The organism is Acidovorax sacchari (assembly GCF_042847045.1).
Lineage (GTDB): Bacteria > Pseudomonadota > Gammaproteobacteria > Burkholderiales > Burkholderiaceae_C > Paracidovorax > Paracidovorax sacchari.
Genome location: NZ_AP035783.1, coordinates 426605 through 446125 on the forward strand (window position 1 = coordinate 426605; position 19521 = coordinate 446125).

The 19521-nt window shown below is 69.2% G+C and carries 18 protein-coding genes; 8 read left to right on the top strand and 10 right to left on the bottom strand.

Features of this window, described 5'->3' with window-relative positions; translation table 11 throughout:
* Nucleotides 1-242: 242 nt before the first annotated feature.
* Nucleotides 243-1937, bottom strand: coding sequence for a GMC family oxidoreductase (locus ACGHC0_RS01930; RefSeq protein ID WP_415267297.1), 1695 nt, complete (start codon nt 1935-1937; stop codon nt 243-245).
* A gap of 317 nt (nt 1938-2254) precedes the next feature.
* Between ACGHC0_RS01930 and ACGHC0_RS01935 the strand changes: the two genes are divergently transcribed.
* From ACGHC0_RS01935 to ACGHC0_RS01950, 4 genes are all read left to right on the top strand, one after another.
* A complete protein-coding gene (locus tag ACGHC0_RS01935) occupies nt 2255-3382 on the top strand; it encodes an MlaE family ABC transporter permease (RefSeq protein WP_368353776.1) in 1128 nt (375 codons plus the stop codon).
* Nucleotides 3383-3386: 4 nt separating this feature from the next.
* Nucleotides 3387-4262: an ABC transporter ATP-binding protein gene (locus tag ACGHC0_RS01940; RefSeq protein WP_415267298.1), complete on the top strand. Its 876-nt coding sequence runs from the start codon at nt 3387-3389 to the stop codon at nt 4260-4262.
* Nucleotides 4262-5242, top strand: coding sequence for an MlaD family protein (locus tag ACGHC0_RS01945; protein WP_415267299.1), 981 nt, complete (start codon nt 4262-4264; stop codon nt 5240-5242). The genes ACGHC0_RS01940 and ACGHC0_RS01945 overlap by 1 nt, the downstream gene beginning before the upstream one ends.
* 77 nt (nt 5243-5319) lie before the next feature.
* Entirely contained in the window at nt 5320-5988 is a 669-nt protein-coding gene (locus ACGHC0_RS01950) for an ABC-type transport auxiliary lipoprotein family protein (protein ID WP_415267300.1), read from the top strand.
* A 1-nt stretch (nt 5989) separates the two neighbouring features.
* On the opposite strand, the gene ACGHC0_RS01955 is transcribed toward ACGHC0_RS01950, so the two are convergent.
* The 6 genes from ACGHC0_RS01955 to ACGHC0_RS01980 all read right to left on the bottom strand — a co-directional run bounded on the left by ACGHC0_RS01955 (nt 5990) and on the right by ACGHC0_RS01980 (nt 13477).
* On the bottom strand, nt 5990-6694 hold the full coding sequence (locus ACGHC0_RS01955; RefSeq protein WP_415267301.1) for a hypothetical protein: 705 nt from the start codon (nt 6692-6694) through the stop codon (nt 5990-5992).
* The gene (locus ACGHC0_RS01960) at nt 6691-7353 is read right to left on the bottom strand and encodes a hypothetical protein (protein WP_415267302.1); all 663 of its coding nucleotides are present in this window, start codon (nt 7351-7353) and stop codon (nt 6691-6693) included. The genes ACGHC0_RS01955 and ACGHC0_RS01960 overlap by 4 nt, the downstream gene beginning before the upstream one ends.
* Before the next feature lie 219 nt (nt 7354-7572).
* Entirely contained in the window at nt 7573-9201 is a 1629-nt protein-coding gene (locus tag ACGHC0_RS01965) for an S-layer protein (RefSeq protein ID WP_415267303.1), read from the bottom strand.
* 142 nt (nt 9202-9343) lie between these two features.
* Nucleotides 9344-11758 carry a TonB-dependent siderophore receptor gene (locus tag ACGHC0_RS01970; protein ID WP_415267304.1) on the bottom strand — a complete coding sequence of 805 codons (2415 nt, stop codon included), beginning with the start codon at nt 11756-11758 and terminating at the stop codon, nt 9344-9346.
* Nucleotides 11759-11907: 149 nt separating this feature from the next.
* Nucleotides 11908-12891 carry a FecR family protein gene (locus tag ACGHC0_RS01975; protein ID WP_415267305.1) on the bottom strand — a complete coding sequence of 328 codons (984 nt, stop codon included), beginning with the start codon at nt 12889-12891 and terminating at the stop codon, nt 11908-11910.
* Nucleotides 12881-13477 carry an RNA polymerase sigma factor gene (locus ACGHC0_RS01980; protein ID WP_415267306.1) on the bottom strand — a complete coding sequence of 199 codons (597 nt, stop codon included), beginning with the start codon at nt 13475-13477 and terminating at the stop codon, nt 12881-12883. Before ACGHC0_RS01980 ends, ACGHC0_RS01975 begins: the two co-directional genes overlap by 11 nt.
* 192 nt (nt 13478-13669) lie before the next feature.
* Between ACGHC0_RS01980 and ACGHC0_RS01985 the strand changes: the two genes are divergently transcribed.
* The 4 genes from ACGHC0_RS01985 to ACGHC0_RS02000 all read left to right on the top strand — a co-directional run bounded on the left by ACGHC0_RS01985 (nt 13670) and on the right by ACGHC0_RS02000 (nt 16115).
* Nucleotides 13670-14296, top strand: coding sequence for a phosphoadenosine phosphosulfate reductase family protein (locus ACGHC0_RS01985; RefSeq protein WP_368353785.1), 627 nt, complete (start codon nt 13670-13672; stop codon nt 14294-14296).
* A gap of 234 nt (nt 14297-14530) precedes the next feature.
* Nucleotides 14531-14749, top strand: coding sequence for a CsbD family protein (locus ACGHC0_RS01990; protein ID WP_368353786.1), 219 nt, complete (start codon nt 14531-14533; stop codon nt 14747-14749).
* A 72-nt stretch (nt 14750-14821) separates the two neighbouring features.
* Nucleotides 14822-15400, top strand: a complete 579-nt coding sequence (locus tag ACGHC0_RS01995) for a hypothetical protein (protein ID WP_107176946.1) — start codon at nt 14822-14824, stop codon at nt 15398-15400.
* A 205-nt stretch (nt 15401-15605) separates the two neighbouring features.
* A complete protein-coding gene (locus ACGHC0_RS02000; RefSeq protein ID WP_415267307.1) occupies nt 15606-16115 on the top strand; it encodes a hemerythrin domain-containing protein in 510 nt (169 codons plus the stop codon).
* A 42-nt stretch (nt 16116-16157) separates the two neighbouring features.
* Here the strand turns inward: ACGHC0_RS02000 and ACGHC0_RS02005 are convergent, their stop codons facing one another.
* From ACGHC0_RS02005 to creC, 3 genes are all read right to left on the bottom strand, one after another.
* Nucleotides 16158-16475 carry a hypothetical protein gene (locus ACGHC0_RS02005; protein WP_415267308.1) on the bottom strand — a complete coding sequence of 106 codons (318 nt, stop codon included), beginning with the start codon at nt 16473-16475 and terminating at the stop codon, nt 16158-16160.
* The gene (gene creD, locus ACGHC0_RS02010; RefSeq protein WP_415267309.1) at nt 16472-17881 is read right to left on the bottom strand and encodes a cell envelope integrity protein CreD; all 1410 of its coding nucleotides are present in this window, start codon (nt 17879-17881) and stop codon (nt 16472-16474) included. The genes ACGHC0_RS02005 and creD overlap by 4 nt, the downstream gene beginning before the upstream one ends.
* 146 nt (nt 17882-18027) lie before the next feature.
* The gene (gene creC / locus ACGHC0_RS02015; RefSeq protein ID WP_415267310.1) at nt 18028-19497 is read right to left on the bottom strand and encodes a two-component system sensor histidine kinase CreC; all 1470 of its coding nucleotides are present in this window, start codon (nt 19495-19497) and stop codon (nt 18028-18030) included.
* Nucleotides 19498-19521 lie beyond the last annotated feature (24 nt).

A 19521-nucleotide genomic window follows, 5' to 3' on the forward strand; every position in this document is an offset into this window, starting at 1 on the left:
GATCACCGGCGCTTGGGGAAACAGGGCATCTTGTAGGGGATGCTTGGAATGTGTTTTCGAGTTCGAGTTTGTCTCCTCGGCCCCCTCGTGGCGCGACGTGCGCGCCATCGGGTAACTGCAATGTAACTCCCGCACTCGCCTGGTGCATTGGGGGTTTCCCTCAGGCGGTCCGTGCGCGATGGCGGTGCGCCGGGTGGCCGGATGGGGCCGTGGTGGTGCATCGGCGCCCGCGCGGCTGCGCGTCAGCCCGCGGCCCGGGCTTCGGCGCGCAGCCATTCGGCCGCCTTTTCCGCGATCATCAGCGTGGGCGAATTGGTGTTGCCGCTGGTGATGGTGGGCATGGCGCCCGCGTCCACCACCCGCAGGCCCGCGATCGTGCCGCCCCGGCCGTCCCGCACGCGCAGCCGCGCGTCGAGCACCGCGGCAGAGTCTCCGTCGGCGCCCATGCGCGTGGTGCCCACGGGATGGAAGATGGTGGTGGCGATGTCTCCCGCCAGGCGCGCGAGCTCCTCGTCGGTCTGGTACTGCGGGCCCGGCTTCCATTCCTCGGGCCGGTAGGGCGCCAGTGCCGGCTGCGCCACGATGCGGCGCGTGACGCGCAGCGAATCGGCGGCCACCTGCCGGTCCTCCGGCGTGCTCAGGTAGCGCGGCGCGATCGCGGGTGCATCCTGGAAGCGGGGGCTGCGGATGCGCACCGTGCCGCGGCTCGTCGGATTGAGGTTGCACACGCTGGCGGTGAACGCCGGAAACGCATGCAGCGGCTCGCCGAACGCGTCGAGCGACAGGGGCTGGACGTGGTACTGGATGTTGGGGTGTGGCTGCTCCGGCGCGCTGCGGGTGAAGGCGCCCAGTTGCGACGGCGCCATGCTCATCGGGCCGGTGCGTTTGAGGGCGTACTCGAGCCCGATGCGTGCGCGGCCCCACAGGTTGCCCGCCAGCGTGTTGAGCGTGGGCACCCCGTTCACCTTGAACACGGCGCGGATCTGCAGGTGGTCCTGCAGGTTGCCGCCGACCCCCGGCAGGTCGTGCGCCACGGGTATGCCATGCGACTGCAGCAACTCTCCCGGGCCGATGCCCGAGAGCTGCAGCAGTTGCGGCGAATTGACGGCGCCCGCGCTCAGGATCACGTCGCGGGCGGCATGCGCGGTGACCATCTCGCTGCCGTTCCACACCTCCACGCCCGTGCAGCGGCTGCTGCCGTCCGGCAGGGTCTCCAGCAGCAGCCGGGCGGCCTGCGCGCCGGTCCACATCTCGAAATTGGGGCGGCCATAGCAGGTGGGCCGCAGGAAGGCCTTGGCGGTGTTCCAGCGCCAGCCGTTCTTCTGGTTGACCTCGAAATACCCCACGCCCTCGTTGCTGCCGCCGTTGAAATCGTCGGTCGCCGGGATGCCGGCCTGCTGCGCCGCGAGCGCGAAGGCGTCCAGCACATCCCAGCGCAGGCGCTGGCGCTCCACCCGCCATTCGCCGCTGCCCCCGGTGCTCTTGCTGCCATGCAACCGCCGGAACGCCTCGCTCGCCGTGTCGGGGCGGTCCAGGCGCCAGTGGTCCTCGTGGCGGCGGAAGGCCGGCAGCACGGATTCCCAGCGCCATGCGTCGTCGCCGGTGATCTCCGCCCACTGCTCGTAGTCCCGTGCCTGCCCGCGCATGTAGATCATGCCGTTGATGCTGCTGCAGCCGCCCAGGGTCTTGCCGCGCGGATAGCGCAGGCTGCGGCCGTTCAGGCCCTCGTCCGGTTCGGTCTGGTAGAGCCAGTCGGTGCGCGGGTTGCCGATGCAGTAGAGGTAGCCCACGGGAATGTGGATCCAGTGGTAGTCGTCCTTGCGGCCCGCCTCCACGAGCAGCACACGGTGCCGTGGGTCGGCGCTCAGCCGGTTGCACAGCAGGGCGCCGGCCGTGCCGCCGCCGATGACGATGGTGTCGAAAGTGGTGTCGCTCATGGGAAGGGAAGGCGGGAAGCCGCGGCGCGGCAACGGGCCCGGCCATTGTGCGCAGCGGTGCCGTGCTGTCGATAGGGAAACACCTGCTGCTCCTGGTTCGATAGCATTAATGGCCCATCCCTGCTGGTTGCATGCCGGTTTTGACGAAATTTCAACCGCCGCGCTCCGCCATACGGACGGGCTCTGCGCTGACGCGTGCGGCGCGCCGCGCTCCGCTAACATCCGGTTGCCGTTTTCCGCGGCACTTTGTCTCCGCCGTTCAACCCCACCGCATCCTGCCAGTCCCTTCCGCCCCGATCCGGCACCGTTTCCCCTCCATGAGCGACAGCCAGCCACGCATCACACGCACGGATACCCCCGAAGGGCCGGTCGCGGCGCTGCTCGGCCGCTGGGGCGCGGCGGAACTGGGCACGCGGCCGGCCTGGAAGGCCCTGTCGGCGCAGCTGGCTAAGACGCCGCCTTCGGCCGGCCTGGGGTGGGACCTGCGCGGCATCGAATGGCTCGACCACGTGGGCGCGCAACTGCTCTGGAACCACTGGGGCCGCGACTGGCCCGAACGCCTGTCCGTGGACGATGCGCAGCGCGACATGCTCGAGCGCGTGGCCGAATACACCGTCACCCGCCGGCCGTCCGAATCCTCCTGGCGCCTGTCCGAAGAGATCGACCGGCTCGGCGTGAAAGTGCTCAGCGCCCTCGGCCATGCGCGCCACCTGCTGGAACTGGTGGGCCAGCTGATGATCGACCTGGTCCGGGTGGTGCGCGCGCCGCGCCGCGCGCCATGGCGCGACATCTCGGGCCACCTCTACCGCATGGGCGCCACGGCCATGCCCATCACGGCCATCGTGGGCTTCCTGATCGGCGTGGTGCTGGCCTACCTCATGAGCCTGCAGTTGCGGCAATTCGGGGCCGAATCCTTCATCGTCAACATCCTGGGCATCTCGCTGATCCGGGAACTGGGCCCGATGCTGGCAGCCATCCTCGTGGCAGGCCGGTCCGGCTCGGCCATCACGGCGCAGATCGGCGTCATGCGGGTCACCGAGGAGCTGGATGCGATGCGCGTCATGGGCATACCGCACGGCTTCCGGCTGGTGATGCCCCGCGCTGTAGCCCTGGCCATCGCCATGCCGCTGATCGCCGTCTGGACCACGCTGTGCGCTCTGGCGGGGGGCATGCTCGCGGCCGACATCGCCATGAACGTCTCGCCTGCCTATTTCGTGCAGGCGCTGCCCAATGCAGTGGGCTTCTCCAACCTCGTGCTCGCCATGGGCAAGTCGGTGGTGTTCGGCGTCGGCATCGCCCTCATCGGCTGCCACTGGGGCCTGCGCGTGAAGCCCAACACCCAGAGCCTGGGCGAGGGCACCACGGCCTCGGTGGTGAACGCCATCACCATGGTCATCATCGTGGACGCGCTCTTCGCGATCGCGTTCAAGAACCTGGGGATCTGAGCGCATGACGAGCGAAGCAGAAGCAGACGCCATCGCCACGGGCCCCGCGGCCGCCCCCGAGCCGCCGCCGACGGACGCGCCGCCCGTGGTCGAGATCCAGGGGCTGTCCACCGTGTTCGGCAAGGGCGACGAAGCCTTCGCAGTGCACGAGAACCTCGACCTCACGGTGCGCCGCGGCGAGATCCTCGCGCTCGTGGGCGGCTCGGGCACCGGAAAGACCGTGCTGCTGCGGCAGATGCTGGGCCTCACCCGTCCGGCCAAAGGCAGCGTCACCGTGCTGGGCCGGCCGGCCTCCGAGATGGGCCGCGCGGGCGCCGCGAGCCGCGTGGGCATGCTGTTCCAGCACGGTGCGCTGTTCTCCGCGTTCAGCGTGCTGGACAACGTCGCCTTCGCGCTGCGCGAGCAGGGCACCCTGCCCAGGGACCTGATCTGCGACGCCGCCATGGTCAAGCTGCGCATGGTGGGCCTGAAGCCCGAACACGCCACGCGCATGCCGTCGGATCTGTCGGGCGGCATGATCAAGCGCGTGGCGCTGGCGCGCGCGCTCGTCATGGACCCGCCGCTGCTGCTGCTCGACGAGCCCACTGCGGGCCTCGACCCGAACAGCTCCGACGAATTCTGCGAACTGCTGCGCGAACTGCATGCCGCGCTCGGCCTCACCGTGGTGATGGTCACGCACGACCTGGACACGCTTTTCGCGCTCAGCACGCGTGTCGCGGTCCTCGCGGAAAAACGGGTCATCACCAGCGGCACGCCGCAGGAGGTGACCCGCTTCGAGCATCCGTTCATTCAACACTTTTTCCTCGGGGAGCGCGGCCGCCGCGCGATGGCGCCCGCGCCGTCTGCGCCGCCTGCCGCCGCCCCGGGACAGGAGGCCTGATGGAAAACAAGTCCCATGCCCTGGCCGCGGGCATTTTCGTGGTGGTCGTGGCGGCGCTGCTGGCGGGGCTGGGCCTGTGGCTCACGCGCGACCGTGCGAGCTACCAGCTCTATGAACTCTCCACCCGCGAGAGCGTGGGCGGCCTGCAGCCCCAGGCCGCCGTGCGCTACAAGGGCGTCGCCGTGGGCAAGGTCACGCGCATCGGCTTCGATCCCGACGTACCGGGCAACGTGCTCATCCGGATCGCCGTCAACGACCAGGCGCCCGTCACCCCGGCCACCTTCGCGGTGCTGGGCTACCAGGGCGTCACCGGGCTGGCCCACGTGCTGCTCGATGATGGCAATGGTCCGCAGCCGGCGCTTCCCCGCGGGGCGAGCGGCCTGCCGCGGCTGCCCCTCAAAAGTTCCCCCTTCAGCCAGCTGGCGGAGCAGGGGCCGGCCATCCTCGCGCAGGTGCAGCAGGCGACCGATCGCATCAACGACCTGCTGGGCGACGAGAACCAGAAGCGCTTCTCCCTGGCGCTGGACAACCTCGGCCAGGCCGCCGGCAGCGCCAACGCGCTCATGAAGCGGCTCGATGCCACCGTGGAACAGCGGCTCGATCCCGCACTGGCCTCGGTGCCGGGCGTGGCGAGCGATGCGCGCGAGACGCTGAAGGCGCTGCGGCAGGCGGGCACCAACGTCGGCGACGCGGCCAACGAGGTCAGGGCCGCCGTGCGCAAGCTCAGCGCCGAAGGCGGGCCGATCGACAAGATCGCCGACAGCTCGCAATCGCTCTCGCTGGCCGCAGACCGCTTCGGCCGCGTGACGCTGCCGCGCCTGAGCCACGCCGCCGACGAGACCTCGCGCGCTGCGCGCCGGCTGGGCCGGGCGGCCAGCGGCTTCAGCGACAACCCGCAATCGCTCATCTACGGGCCCGGCCGTTCGGCGGGCGGCCCCGGCGAGCCCGGATTCGAGGCGCCTGCCGCGGCGGCCCCGTGAGGCGCAGGCCGCCCGGGCACCTGCAAGCACGCCCCGCAGCATCTTCCACCGCATCCATGGACATGACGAGGAACGACATGGCACACCACGCAGTCACCCCCCGGGCCCGCGGCCTCCGGGCCGTCGCCATCGCGGCCGCCGCAGCGCTCATGGCGGGCTGCTCCGCCCTGCCCGCGCCACCGCCCCGGGCCGACGTGTACGACTTCGGTCCCGGCCCGCTGTCGCAAGCGCCCGCCGAGCGTGGCGCGCCGCTGCCGCCCATCGCGCTGCCCGAGGTGGCCGTCGCGGGGCCGGTCGAAGGCAGCACCGCCGTGCTGTACCGCCTGGCCTACGACGATCCGCGCCGCCTGCGCCCCTACGGCCAGGCACGCTGGAGCCAACCGCCCGCGCAGCTCGTGCAGCAGGCCCTGCGCGACCAGCTCGGCCTGCGCCGTCCCGTGCTCATGGGCGACGAGGGCGCATCGCAACTCGTGGACACCGGCAAGCCGCCTGCGGTGCTGCGCGTGGAGATCGAGGAGTTGAGCCAGGTCTTCCAGGCGCCCAAGTCCAGCACCGGCGTGTTGCGGCTGCGTGCCTCCCTCGCCGACTCCACCCAGGCCGGCGAGAAGCTCGTCGCCCAGCGCGTCTTCGTCATCCAGCGCCCGGCCCCCACGGCCGACGCGCGCGGCGGCACGCTCGCCATGGCCGAGGCAGCCGCCCAGGCGTCGCAGGAGGTGGCGCAGTGGGTGGAGCAGATGGGGCGATAGGCTATTGCCCCAGTGCCGCGAGGCGGCGTAGAAGCGCTTCCACGTCCTGCCTGCGAACTGGAAGAAATTCCTGCACTGTCGTGTCAGGGGGGGGATGCCCTGCCAGTTCCTTTTCGCAGAGCGCCATGTTGGCGCGGATCGCTGATCGCGTGTCCGCCGGAACGCGATAGTTCGCACTTTCAGAGCGTTCGAGATAGTCGTCGAGGGTGAGGTGTGCGCATTGCGTCAACCAGGGAATCTGCGCGCGGGCCTTGTCGAGATCAAACGCCCCGCAGCCGGGATGGATGTAGAGCTGCAGCAAACGAAGATGGGCATCGGGGCTGTTCGGCACCACGCGCAGCATGATGGCTTCGACGGTGCGCGCATCGAAGCCCGGCACGCGGTCGCAAAAGACCTTCATTTCACTGCGCAGGTCCAGCCCGACCTGTGCCCCGTGCATGGCGCGTAGCTGCCACTGGCGTGCTTCCGGTTCCCTGCCTTCCGTTTCGAGATAGGCGCCGTAACCCCATTGCGCGGCGTTGTCTCCCTGCTCGGCGCGCTCCTGTATCCGCATGAGGCAGATGCCGCGAAGGTTGTATTCGTCCTGGGTATCACAGGTGCGCGCGCTATCGATCCACCACCATGCGGTGTAGATGCCGATCATTAGCGCAAAAAGCAAAAGAAGTCGCAGTCCGCAACCCATCCGTTTCCACCAGCGCAACATCATCGTTTTCTCAGAAGTTCGTTAGCCAGTGGGCCCCTGATAACTCCTCCGCCATCGCGCGGGGACGTGCGTGTAGTGGCAATGGGTTCGCCGTCCGGCCCCCAGGTTCTCCATTGTCCTGGGCGTAGGAAGTTCGGAATGGCCAGTCTCTCCAATACTCCTGGTAGCTTTTCGAAAGCACCCTGGCCGATAGCAGGGCCACCGAAAGGATGATTCCACGTGGTGGTGGTAGGCGCCGTGATGTGGGTGCCCAAGGCCCTGGCCAAGATGCTGGCGACACCGTCAGGTGCGGCACCGGCATTGCAGGCATCTATCAGGATCGGTTGCCTATGCCAGATTCCGCTGAGATGAAAAAGCTTGACGATTTCTCCAATGTCTATCACTCCCTGCAGGCGAGTTGCATTCGCATGCGCGAAAAGATACAGATATCCCGGAACCCCTCTTTCCCGCAGGCCTGAGGCATACAGCGCCTTCTCTCCGGGCTGGATCAGGATGATCTTTTTCCGCACTGGATCGATAGTGGCGATTTTCGAGACAATTTTTTGGGCGTTGTCCAAGCCCTTGAACACCAGCTTGGGCAACCCCTTCCCCGGCCCATACTGAATCCACCCATTCTCGACGGGCTCCGCAGGTCCCTCCCGGAACCAGTAGGCAAGCGACATCCTGTCTTTCCTCCCATGTGCATGTGCATGAAGGCCGGTGCGGCCTTCCTCCGGGCGGTGCGTGCCCTGGACGGATGCCAATGTGCCTGCATCGGGCGGTGTGCGGGGGCCGTTGCCCCGCGCGTTCTGCAATGCAGAACATTTCCACCGCACGCTGGACAAGCGCGGTGGAAATGGGGTCGGTGAAGCGGGAAGGCGGCGCCATTGCGCCGCAGGCCACTAGCGCAGCGACACGAAGACCGGGTTCGAATAGAACCAGAGGTTGCCGTAGTTGCGGTCGTTGATCTGGTCGTGGCGGGTGGCAGGATCGGTGGTGGTGACCGGCTGGTCCGCCAGCGGCTCGCCCCCGGACGTGAGACCGGCCACGTTCTCGCCGAGGTTCGTCCCGCGCAGGCGCAGGTACTGGTTCTTCGTGACGGTCATCGGGAACTCCATCACGTTGTAGCCTTCCTCGTCGGTGGTCCAGTCCGCGGCGGTGAAGCGGCGCAGCACCCGCGTGCTCGGGTTGGTGGCCTGCCGGTAGGCGTCGGTACCGGGCAGTGCTTTCGCGCCCACGTCGCCCACGATGAGATCCACATGGTCCACCCTGGGCGTCATGTTGCCGGGATTGCCGCTCGCCACCGGGCGCTGGTAGTTGTTGACCGGAGGGCTCTTGAAGCGGATGCGCACCGTCACGCGCTCGCCGGCGGCGGCGTGGATCTCCTGGCCCATGGTGGCCCGGCCGGCTGCGCCGGACACGTTGAAGTCCAGGGCGTTGATCAGGTCCCCGAACACCCCGAAGCTGCGGCCCGCGCGCAGGCTGTCGATCAGCCCGTCGATGTGGCCTTCCGCCTTGGCGCCCTGCCAGACGTAGGTCTTGGCGTATTCGCCAGGGTAGTAGCCGCTGCTGTTGTTGTTGGAGTCGATCTCGAAGTGCGAGTCGGAATCGGCAATGTTCCAGATGCGGCGGCCTTCGCCCAGCAGCGCATCCCACACGCCGCCCAGTTGCGCCACGATGTAGTCGGTGCCGCCGTAGGTGCGGTTGGGCTTGTTGGCGTCGATGTAGGCCGAGGTGTAGCCGCCGCGGTCGGGCTCGAGCTGGTTGCCCACCATGCCTTCGATGGCGAACACGATCCGGGGCGCCAGGTCGTTCATCTGGCGGAAGTCGGCAATGGTGTACTTGCTGGGGTTGCGCGAGGGGTGGTTGATCAGCGCGTAGCTGTTGTCGGGGTACTTGTCCTTCAGCCAGGCGATGGCCTTGATCGCGTCGTCGCCGGTCTGGTTGTAGCGCTGCGGGTACCGGGCCTTCCATCGGGCCACGTCGGCCGGGTCGAACAGCGACTCGGCGCCGGTGGTGAAGAGGTACTGGAATTCCTTGGCCGCGTTGGCGGAGGTCTTCCAGTTGCCGCTGGTGCCTTCGAAGATGCCGACGCCGATGTGGTCGTGCGTGGGCATGTCCCACTCGAAGGCCGAATAGATCAGCTTGCCCTTGTGGCTGCCGGCGTCCTGCAGCGCCTTGATGCGCGGCATCTCGTAGCTTTCCATGCCGTAGGCGAAGGCCCTGGGCGCGGGAAGCAGGTTGGCCGCGTTGTCGTACTTGGACGAGCGCAGGTGGTTGGTCACGGCCATCCAGTCCAGGCCATAGCTGGTGAAGGCCTTGCCGAGCAGGAAGTCCAGGGTCTGCGTGGTGCGCGAATCATCGGATTGCACCGTGTGCGTGTGCAGGTCGCCGGTGGTCCAGCGGCCCTTCTCGAAGTTGTCGGATGAGCCGCCGGAGCCGCCGCAGGCGCTCAGTAGGAGAACCAGCAAGGAGGAGGCCGCCAGGGGATGGCGTACGGGCCGGCGTGCGCGGAGCGTGGAAGTGGGCATGGGACGCGGATGTTGCAGGGCGTTGTGGAAGCATGCCCCCGTGGCGCGCGATGGCGCCCGGAGGCCGGCGATTTGTAACCAGGCTTCATGACTTCCTGGTGACGTACAGCACGCCCGTCCCTGGCCTTCCGCGACCCCTGCCTCAGAAGCTGTGCCGCAGCGTCAGCGTCGCATTGCGCGGAGCGCCCGGCAGGTTCAGGTTCGCGTTCGATCCGTGCGCCGACACGATGTAGTTGCGGTCGAACAGGTTGCGCAGGTTCAGCTGCAGCGTGGTCGCACGGTCGATGCGGTACTGCGCCATGGCGTCCACCACCACATACGACGGCAGCGTCACGGTGTTGCCCGGGTTGGCGAAACGGTCGCCCACGTAGTTCACGCCGCCGCCCACGCTCCAGGCCTCGCCGAGCTGCTGGGTGATCCAGGCCGAGAAGGCATTGCGCGGCGTGAGGGTGGCGCGCTTGCCTTCCACCGGCTGGCCCGCGTCCGTGGCCGTGGAGCGCGTGACGCGCGTATCCAGGAACGCATAGCTGAAGGTGGCCTGCGTGCCGGGGCGCAGTTCTCCCGAGAGCGACAGCTCCAGCCCGCGCGTGCGCTGCGTGCCGATGGGGATCAGCACCGTGGGCTGCGCCGGGTCGGCGGTCTTGATGTCGGTGCGCTCCAGTTGGAAGAGCGAGGCCGTGGCGGTGGCGCGGCCACCCAGCAGCTCCCACTTCGTGCCCACTTCATAGTTGGTGGTGCGCTCGGGCTTCACGGACGCATTCGATGCCGACAGCGCGAACATTTCGGCCGATGGCTGGTACGAGCGGCTCACCGAGGCGTAGTACGACTGCACGGCGTCGGGCTGCCAGACCAGGCCCAGGCGCGGGCTCCAGGTTGTGTCCGTGCGCTCGAAGTCGGCCTGGCCCGGCAGCCGGTTGTCGGTCGCCTGCCCGAACCGGTCGTAGCGCAGGCCCGCCAGCAGCTTCCATTGCTGCGTGAACGTGACCTGGTCCTGCACGTAGATGCCGCGCGTGTCGTACCGGTTGAGCGCGCTGGCGGTCAGCTTGCCTCCGCCGTCCAGCGGCACGACCGGCAGCACCGGATGGAACAGGTTCACGGTGGCGACGGTGCCGTCCGAGAAGCTCAGCGCATCCTTGTTCTGCTGGCCCAGCTCCACGCCGTACAGCACCTCGTGCTCCACGCTGCCGGTGCGCAGCTTCTGGATCAGCTCGGTCTGGTTGAACACGCCGTGTTCGAAGCGGTCGATGCCCGAGCGCGTGAGCGCCACGGTGCCGGCGGCCTCGTTGACGGCGCCCCCGGGCAGGGTGTTCTGGCGGTCCAGCTCGTAGTGGTAGTAGCGCAGGGCATTGCGCAGGCGCAGGGTGTCGGAGAAGCGGTGCTCGAAGGTGGCGGCGAAAGAGCTGACCCGGGATTCCGACGTGTCCGCATCGCGTGCATTGGCCGATCCGTAGTAGGTGCCCGGGTCCACGGCCACCGGGCGGCCCCGGTATGCCGGAATGCCGAAATCGGTCACGCGCTTGTCCCGCAGGTAATCCGCCTGCAGCATCAGCGAGGTGGCGCCGTCGGGCTTCCAGAGCACCGACGGTGCGATCGCCTGGCGCTCCAGGAACTGCTGGCTGCGGTAGCTGTTGGCATCCTCGGCCGCGCCGGTCACCCGCCAGGACCAGTCGCTGCCCGCGGGTGCGCGGCCCACATCGAACTCGGCCCGCTTGTCCGCCCAGCTGCCCACGCTCAGGGCCGCATCGGACACATTGGTCCCTGGCTTCTTCGTGACGCGGTTCACGAGGCCGCCGGAAGATCCGCGCCCGTAGAGCACGGCGGCCGGCCCCTTCACCACCTCCACGCGTTCGATGTTCGACAGGTCGCGGAAATACAGCGCATCGTCCCGGAAGCCATCCACGAACTGGTCGCCGATGCTGGTGAAACCGCGGATGCTCACCTGGTCGCGCTGTCCGTCGCCCGTGGACAGGCCCACGCCCGCCACGTTGCGCAGCGTGTCCTGGATCGAGGTGGCGCCCTGGTCGCGGATCACCTGCTGGGGCACCACGTCGATGGTCTGGGGCACATCGCGCAAGGCCGCCTCGGTCTTGGTGCCGCTGGCGGACGAGGGGGCGTAGTAGGCCGTGTCCTCGCCGCGCGCGGCCTGCACGCGCACCTCGCCCAGCGCGGGTGCGCCACCGGCGGCCTGGCCCGGTGCTGCCTGGGGGCGTTCGATGGTGAAGGTGCGCCCATCCTGCGCGCGCACGACGAGACCCGAGCCGACCACCAGGCGGTCCAGCGCCTCGCGCACCTCCAGCGTGCCGCGCAGCGCGGGCGCGCGCAGCCCCTGTGCCAGTTCGGTGGCGAACACGATCTGCGCGCCGCTCTGGCGGGCGAGCGCGGACAGCGATTGCGCCAGCGGCTGTGCGGGCAGGTCGATGGCCACGGGCTGGGCATGGGCGGCGGCGGCGATGCACAGTGCCGCAGCCAGGGCCGCGCCCCGGAGGGCGAAGGACCGGGGCTGGCGCAGGGCGTGCAGGGCCTGCAGGGGGCACTGGGGACGGAACGGGGTCGGCATGGAACGGAAACTCCTGGCGGATGGCGGTGAGGAAATGGCCGGAAAGGACTCCGGCTTGCCTGCAAGCCGAACGGGCGCGCGGGTTTGTACACCTCTCCCACGGAAAAAATCGCCAGGCACTGGCGGGGCCGTTTCCCGCGGCCTGGCCGTCAGGAGGCGGAGTGCGCTCCCGCACGGGACCGGATCACCACGCTGCCGTCGGGCTGCCTGTGGACCGCCACGGGCGCGAGTCGCGGCAGCAGATCGATGAGCTGGTCGATGCGGTCCAGGTCGAACACGCCGGAAATCCGCCGGCCCGCGGCCTGCTCGTCCGCGATCACGATGGGCGCGGCATGCTGGCGCTGCATCTCCGCCACGGCGTCGGCCAGCGGCGTCGCCTCCAGCAGCAGCCGCCCTTCGCGCCAGGCCGTGGCCGCGGCCATCGCTGCAGGGCCCGGGCGCTCCGGGGCCGGCAGCACGGCCGAGGTGCCCGTGGCCGCTGCGTCGTCCGGCACGCGCAGCAGGTCCCCGGCCGCCAGCCGCACCGCGGGGGCCGTCCCATGCAGCGGATGCACGCTGACACGGCCCTGCAGCACGGCGATATCCGTGCGCCCCGTTCCACCCGGGCTGAAGACGGCGCCGCGGCGGCGGATCTGGAACACGGTGCCGATGTCGAGCACGCGCACCGCACCGGCCTGCACGGCAAAGGGCCGCTGCAGCCACGGCAGCCAGCGGTGCCATGGCGCATGCGCCACGTCGAACGACGCCTCCCCCGTGGAGAGGGCCAGCCTGCGGGAGCGCAGGTGCAGTGCCACTTCCACGCGCGACTGGCCGTGCAGCCGCACCTCGCTGCCGTCCGGCAGGCGCACGCTGCGGCGTTCTCCCAGCGCGGTGGCCAGGGTGTCGCGGTGCCATGCCGGGTCGGCCCACCAGAGCCCGGCTGTCAGCAGGGCCACCACCGCCGTGCCCGCTGCCGCCCGGGCCGTGCGGCGCCGTTTGCGGGCGGCGGCAGCGCGCTCGATCTCCTCGGGCGTGGGCAGGTGCTGGCGCAGTGCGTCGGCGAAGGGGGCCAGCGCCTCGTCGAAGGGAAGATGGGGAGAACGCGCGGGGCGGCGCGCGGGTGAGGGCGCCCTGCGGGCCGGATCAGTGTCCATGGACGTGGCGTGGATCTCCGTCCGGCGGCGTGTTTCCGGCGCAGGTGTCCTGCAGGACCGGCTGCACGCCACGCAACGCGCGTGCCAGGTGCCGTGCCACCATGCTGCGCGAGATGCCCAGGCGCTGCGCGACCTCGTCCTGGGGCAACCCGTACAGCTTGGCCATCACGAACACATCGCGGCAGGCTTCGGGCAGGTCCGCGATGGCCGACAGCAGGGCCTGCCGGCACTGCTGCGCGGCGCAAGCCAGTTCGGGATGCGACAGCCGAGCAGGAGGGGGAGGCGATGCGTGCGCCTCCAGCAATTCCGGCTCCAGGACCGTCTCGGGCCGGCGCGCGCGGGCGCGGTGGCGGTCGATCGCCAGGTCGCGCGAGATCGCGCGCAGGAACGCCACCGGATTCTCCACGTGCGGTACGGGCCGCTCCAGCAGCCGCACGCAGACCTCGTTCACGATCTCGCGGGGAAAGCAGTCTTCCCCGAAGCGCTGCCGCAGCGCACCGACGAGTTCCTCGTAGTGCTGCACCAGCGCCCCCAGCAGGGGGGCGGCACCGGAGACGGCGCGGGAATCGGCAGCGATGGATGTCATGGCGGCCGTGATTATAGAAAAGTTAATACGAATTATTAACATTGATAAACAGGATTCCGCGTCCTGCATCCCTGCCACCGGCGTGGGCGTGACCCGCCGCCGGGACGGCGGCCCGCACGCGCGGCACAATGCCCACCCTGCCGCCGGCGCTTTTTTTGTCCAGCCGGCGCGGCAACGGAGCCACGCATTCCCATGAGCAGCAGCATCGACCTCGACCGGATCAACGCCGAACTCGGCCACAACGCGCAGGGCCTCGTGGACTGGGCCATCGGCCTGGGCCAGCCCGCCATCGTCACCACCAACTTCCGCCCGTTCGAGGCCGTGATCCTGCACATGTGCACGCGCGCCCGGCCGGACATCCCGGTCGTGTGGATGGACAACGGCTACAACACCGAGGCCACCTACCGGTTCGCCGATGAGGTGACTCGCCAGCTCGGGCTCAACCTGCGCATTTACCTGCCGCTGCGCTCGCGAGCCCACCGCGAGGCGGTGGACGGTCCCACGCCCGCACTGGACGACCCCCGCCACGCCGCGTTCACGCAGGAAGTCAAGCTCGAGCCCTTCGCACGGGCCCTGCGCGAGACGGCCCCCAAGGTCTGGTTCACGGCCCTGCGCGCCACCGACACGGCCGTGCGGGCGCAGATGGATCCGGTCAGCCTCAACCCCGATGGCCTCGTCAAGGTCGCGCCGCTGCTGCACTGGAGTTCCAAGGACCTGTACGAGTACTGCCAGGCACATGGCCTGCCCAACAATTTCGATTACGTGGACCCGACCAAGGGCGAAGACAACCGCGAGTGCGGCCTGCACCTGGCCCATTGACCGGACGCGCCGTTCAAGGCGCCTCCCTCCATTCCGAAGGGCGTGCTTGCATGCCCTTTTTTTATGGCTGGGTGCCCACGCTGCCAGTAGTCCTGGGCTGACGCGGCCATACCCCCCGAACCTACGCGTCCATGCCGGACCGACTTTTACAGTGCCTCCATCGCATCCCGCAAGGGTTCCACCCCGTACCGGAGTGGATGGCGGAGCGAGACACCCAGAAGAGAGGACACGTCCATGAACGAAGACACCATCAAGGGCAACTGGAAGCAATTCACCGGAAAGATCAAGGAGCAATGGGGCAAGCTGACCGATGACGACCTCGACGTCGTCGCCGGCAAGCGTGACCAGTTCGTGGGCAAGCTGCAGGAGCGCCAGGGCCTGGCACGCGATGCGGCAGAAAAAGAACTCAAGGCCTGGCAGGAACGCCATCCCGATTTCCGTTTCGACAAGTGATCCGTTCGGACTCCTGCTCTCCCACCGCATTTTTTTGAAAACCATCCCCTTCACTGACTTGAGGAGAAAACAATGAAGCACGCACGCAATCTGCTCGCCCTGGCCGTCGCCGGTCTGCTCGCCACGTCCGGCATGGCCATGACCAAGGAAGAACACAAGGCGGCCAACGACCGCATCTCCGCCGACTACAAGGCCGCCAAGGCCAAGTGCGACGGCCTGACGGGCAATGCCAAGGACGTCTGCCAGAAGGAAGCCAAGGGCAACGAGAAGATCGCCAAGGCTGAACTGGAAGCCCAGTACAAGCCCAGCGACAAGAACACCTACAAGGTCGCCGAAGCCCGTGCCGACGCCGCCTACGACGTGGCCAAGGAGAAGTGCGACGACCTGAAGGGCGACGCCAAGAACGTCTGCCAGAAGGATGCCAAGGCCGCCCATGTGAAGGCCAAGGAAGACGCCAAGGTGGCCCGCGCCGAAACCAAGCCCGCCGACACGGCCGCGGAAAAGAGCGCACAGGTGGCCGAAGCCAAGAAGGACGCGGCCCACGAAAAGCGTGAAGCCGACTACAAGGCTGCCAAGGAGCGCTGCGACACCATGTCCGGCGACGCCAAGGACAAGTGCGTTGCCGACGCCAAGCGCATGTACAACCAGTAAGCGTACTGGTGGGAGCCATGGCACGCCACGCCATGGCCCTCTGTGGGCCGAGGTCTCCTGACGGGGGCTTCGGCCTTTTTTTGTGTCCATGCCCGAAGCATGGCGTGCCCGTCCGGAGGCCCGAAGGCTGACCTGCATCAAATCTCCCCGCGGGGGCTGCGCCTAAGCTGCATCGCTCACCGCAAGCCAAGGATTGGAGAGATGCATGGCCGCACTGCAATGGTCGGAGGGTCTCGCGCTGGACCTGCCCCTGATGGATGAAACGCACGAGGAGTTCGTTGCCCTGCTGGCCGCTGTCGAACAGGCGGACGACGAGGCGCTGCTGCCGGCGTGGCGTGCGCTCGTGGCCCACACCACGGAGCACTTCGCACGCGAAGACGCCTGGATGGCCGCCACCCGCTTCGCCTCCGGCAACTGCCACAGCCTGCAGCACAAGGTGGTGCTGCAAGTCATGGGCGAGGGCATGGCCCGCGCAGAAGCCGGCGAGCCTGCCGTGCTGCGCCACATGGCTGGCGAACTGGCGGTATGGTTTCCCCAGCACACCCAGACCATGGATGCCGCGCTGGCCCTGCACCTGCGCCGCGTGGGCTACGACCCCGTCAGCGGCACCGTGCATGCCCCCGACGCACTGCCAGCCGAGCCCATTCATGGCTGCGGGGGAGCCTGCTCCAGCGATCTGGCCGAGGCCGAAGTCCCGGCGACGGCCGTGGCCTGACAGCCCGGCGTGTTCGCCCGGACGGCCTGCCGTCCGGGCCGGTCATTCCGTGCGCGACCTTGCCAGCCGCAGGGCGGCCATGCGCCAGGCGAGTTGCCTTATCGCCCGCGCGAAGGCGGGCGTCGCTCCCCACGAGGTGGTCGCGGTCCGCAGCACGGCCTGCTTGGCGGTGCGCAGCGCGTCCCGGTCCCTCGCATCCCAGGCTGCCAGCAACTGGTCCCGGTAGCGCGCGAGGCGGGCGGCCTCTGCCGGACGCAGCGGCACCGGGGCTGCCGATGCCTGCGCAGTGCCCGGCGCCGACAGGAAGCCGGACCAGTCCGTGGCGCCCGGCTGGGCGGAATGCGCGCGGGGCCGGGTCATGGTGCGGTCTCCGCCCGGGCTGCTGAAGACGCGCTTCGGCCAGCGCCAGACAGCGCATACCAGTCCAGCTTGCGGGTGGCCACCATCACGAACGCCAGCACCAAGAACAATGCCAGCGCGCCCACCACCAGCGCCGTTTGTTCCAGCTGAAGCAACAGGTAGAGCAGGCCGTAGAGCAGGGCGATGCCCGCGCCGAACGGCAGTCCGCGCCGCACGCTGCGCAGCATGTGGCAGGCGTAGTAGGCCAGCAGCAGCACGCACGCGCCTGCCGCCAGGGCGTACGCGGCGCCGAAAGGCAGGTGTTCGGACAGACTCACCAGCAGCAGGAAAAAGCTGCACAGGGCGCTGCCTGCCAGCAGGTACTGCACCGGGTGCACGCGCAGCCGCTGCAGCAGCTCGAACAGGCCCACGGCCACGAAGGTGAGTGCGATGAACAGCACACCGTATTTCGTGGCGCGGTCGGAGAGCGAATACGGATTGACGGGATCGATGAAGGACACGCCGAACACATCGGCGCAGCCCGCATCGGCTGCTCCCGGCGGCTCGTAGGGCGCCGGATCGCTTGCGAGGTCACACAGCCGCCGGCTGGCGGCAACGTCCTGCTGCGCGGTGGTGGCCAGAGCCGAGAGGTTCCAGCGGGCCGTGAATCCGTCGTCGCCGAGCGCGCGCTCCGATGGCAGGAAGCGGCCTCCGAACGACGGATGTGGCCAGCTGCTCTGCAGTTGCACGTCGGTCGTGCCGCCCAGGGGCACGATCGAAAGCCGCTCGGTGCCCACCAGTTCGAGATCCACGGAGGCAACCAGGGGCTCGCCGCGCCCGCGGAGCGCCTCCGGCAGCGGCGTATGCAGGCCGCGCGCATAGGTGGGGTGGAAGGTGCCGGGCTTGAGCACCAGTGGTTGCCCGTCCACCTCCACCCGTGCGGCGCGGATGCCGCGTGCATCGCCCACGGCCAGCATGAGGATGGGCGCACCGCACTGCATGCGCGATCCCTCCACGGTGGCGTGGGGGCGCAGGTCCGCGAGCGTCGCCCAGCGCGCGGTGACATGGGCCTGGAGGGTATAGGCGTTGACCTGGTGCAGGCCGCGCGAAAGCTGCTGCATCGCGGCGCCCGACCGCACCTGCAGCGATTCGGGCATGGCCGTGAGCAGGAATTCGCGCCGCTGCTCGGTCGTGCGGCGCTCCTCCCCCTTGCCGGTCACGGTATCCCAGGTCTCCACGCAGGCGCTGTGCAGCATCGGTCCCAGCAGCGTCTGCGGCCCGGCCAGGCTCTGGGCCACGCTGCGGGTGGCTTCGCTGCGGTAGTGCTGCCGGTCGCGCACGATGTCTTCGATCATGCCGAGTCCGAAAAGCAGCAGCAAGGTGACCGCGACGAGCGCCGCGGCTTTGGCGAGAAAGGGGTGTTTCAAGAGGGGCTCCTCCGGCGAGTGGTGATGGAGGGGCAGTCTCGGCTCCGGGTGTGAGGGGGAAATGAGGTGTGTGAGGCGAGCGTGAAGTGGCGTGCGCCGCCACCCGGCCGGCGCGCGCCGCGGGCCTGTGTACCCCTTGGGGGCCGTCAGCCGGCCAGTACCAGGGTCGCCCGCAGCCCGCGGGCGGTGCTGGCCACGTCGAGCCGGCCGCCGTGCAGCGCCATGACCCGTTTCACGATCGCCAGCCCCAGGCCCGAGCCGCTGCGCGTGCCGTCCGGCCGCGCGGTGGTGAAGAACCGCTCGCCCAGCCGGGGCCGGGCGTAGTCCGGCACTCCCGGCCCTTCGTCCTGCACCGAGGCGGTGGCGCCGTCCAGCACCACGCGCACGGTGCCGCCTTCGGGCGAGAAGTCGATGGCGTTGTCGATGAGGTTGCCGAGGGCCAGGGTGATGAGATCGGCCTCCCAGGGGCCGCTTGCTCCGGCCCCTTCCAGTTGCAGGCGCACCCCGCGTTGGGAGGCTCGCGCCCCGCACTGGCGCAGGGCGGCCTCGGCGCAGGCGCGCAGCGCCACCGGTGCGGCGCCGGCCTCGGCGTGCTGGCGCTGCTCCAGCTTGCTCAGTTCCAGCAGCCGGTCCACGAGGCGCTGCAGCCGTTCGCTCTGGTCCACCACCTGGGCCGCGAACTGCCGGCGGTCGTCCCCGGGCAGGTCGTCCTGCAGCAGCTCGCCTGCGCCGCGGATGGCGGCGACGGGGCTCTTGAGCTCGTGGGTCAGGGCGCGGACGTAGCCCTCGATGTAGTCGCGGCCCGCGAGGCGCTCGCGCATGTGGTCCATGGCCCGCGCGAGGTCGCCGAGTTCGCCGGGCACGCGCGGCACGGTGGGCGGCGGCCCGCCGCCGGCGCCCGGCGCCTGCACGCTGAGGGCGTAATCGCGCAGGCGGCGCACGTGCCACACGGTCCACACGGTGACGGCCACGCCCACGGCCGCGGAGAGCGCGAGCAGCAGCAATCCGCCCTGCAGCACCTTGCGTTCGGCGCGGTCGATGAAGCGCTGCACCGTGCGCGTCGGCTTGGCGACTGTGAGCACGCCACCGATCCGCCGCTCCCCGCCTGGGGCACCGTCGATCCAGATCGGCGCGGCCACATACATCACGCCGCTGGTGTCGTCGGCCTGCACGTCGCGCGTGGCGCGGGCGCCGTATTCGCCGCGCAGCGTGCGGGCCACGTCGCGCCACTGCGAATAGTCATCGCCCACGGCGCGCCGCTCGGTATCGAAGACCACGCGCCCGCGCGCATCGGTCACGTAGATGCGGAAATCCAGTGTCTGCTTGGACAACCCCCAGATGGAGGCATCGACCGGCCGGCTCGCGTAGCGCCGCACGTGGCGTGCGAAATCGCTTTCCGGCGTTCCGGGTGCGCCCTGCGCGCCCGCTGCCAGTCGCCCGCTCGCGAGGTCGTCGCTCGCCAGTTCCGCCAGCAGGTTGGCGGTGTCCACCATCATGTCCTCCATCACTTCCCGCACGCTGGGCTTGATCTCGGCCGTGAACACCCGCAGCACGAAGAACGCCGCGATGCCGTTGATGAGGAAGAACGCGAAAAGCAGCCGCAATCCGAGGCGCATGGGTCAAGCTCCTTGCCAGCGGAA

Excerpts from the sequence above, each read along its gene's own strand:
- ACGHC0_RS02000 (WP_415267307.1), top strand. The coding sequence starts at position 15,606 with ATGGCCGCACTGCAATGGTCGGAGGGTCTCGCGCTGGACCTGCCCCTG.
- ACGHC0_RS01930 (WP_415267297.1), bottom strand. The coding sequence starts at position 1,937 with ATGAGCGACACCACTTTCGACACCATCGTCATCGGCGGCGGCACGGCC.
- creC (WP_415267310.1), bottom strand. The coding sequence starts at position 19,497 with ATGCGCCTCGGATTGCGGCTGCTTTTCGCGTTCTTCCTCATCAACGGC.
- ACGHC0_RS01935 (WP_368353776.1), top strand. The coding sequence starts at position 2,255 with ATGAGCGACAGCCAGCCACGCATCACACGCACGGATACCCCCGAAGGG.
- ACGHC0_RS01990 (WP_368353786.1), top strand. The coding sequence starts at position 14,531 with ATGAACGAAGACACCATCAAGGGCAACTGGAAGCAATTCACCGGAAAG.
- ACGHC0_RS02005 (WP_415267308.1), bottom strand. The coding sequence starts at position 16,475 with ATGACCCGGCCCCGCGCGCATTCCGCCCAGCCGGGCGCCACGGACTGG.
- ACGHC0_RS01945 (WP_415267299.1), top strand. The coding sequence starts at position 4,262 with ATGGAAAACAAGTCCCATGCCCTGGCCGCGGGCATTTTCGTGGTGGTC.
- ACGHC0_RS01980 (WP_415267306.1), bottom strand. The coding sequence starts at position 13,477 with ATGACATCCATCGCTGCCGATTCCCGCGCCGTCTCCGGTGCCGCCCCC.
- ACGHC0_RS01970 (WP_415267304.1), bottom strand. The coding sequence starts at position 11,758 with ATGCCGACCCCGTTCCGTCCCCAGTGCCCCCTGCAGGCCCTGCACGCC.
- ACGHC0_RS01960 (WP_415267302.1), bottom strand. The coding sequence starts at position 7,353 with ATGTCGCTTGCCTACTGGTTCCGGGAGGGACCTGCGGAGCCCGTCGAG.
- ACGHC0_RS01975 (WP_415267305.1), bottom strand. The coding sequence starts at position 12,891 with ATGGACACTGATCCGGCCCGCAGGGCGCCCTCACCCGCGCGCCGCCCC.
- ACGHC0_RS01965 (WP_415267303.1), bottom strand. The coding sequence starts at position 9,201 with ATGCCCACTTCCACGCTCCGCGCACGCCGGCCCGTACGCCATCCCCTG.
- ACGHC0_RS01985 (WP_368353785.1), top strand. The coding sequence starts at position 13,670 with ATGAGCAGCAGCATCGACCTCGACCGGATCAACGCCGAACTCGGCCAC.
- ACGHC0_RS01950 (WP_415267300.1), top strand. The coding sequence starts at position 5,320 with ATGGCACACCACGCAGTCACCCCCCGGGCCCGCGGCCTCCGGGCCGTC.
- ACGHC0_RS01995 (WP_107176946.1), top strand. The coding sequence starts at position 14,822 with ATGAAGCACGCACGCAATCTGCTCGCCCTGGCCGTCGCCGGTCTGCTC.
- ACGHC0_RS01940 (WP_415267298.1), top strand. The coding sequence starts at position 3,387 with ATGACGAGCGAAGCAGAAGCAGACGCCATCGCCACGGGCCCCGCGGCC.
- ACGHC0_RS01955 (WP_415267301.1), bottom strand. The coding sequence starts at position 6,694 with ATGATGTTGCGCTGGTGGAAACGGATGGGTTGCGGACTGCGACTTCTT.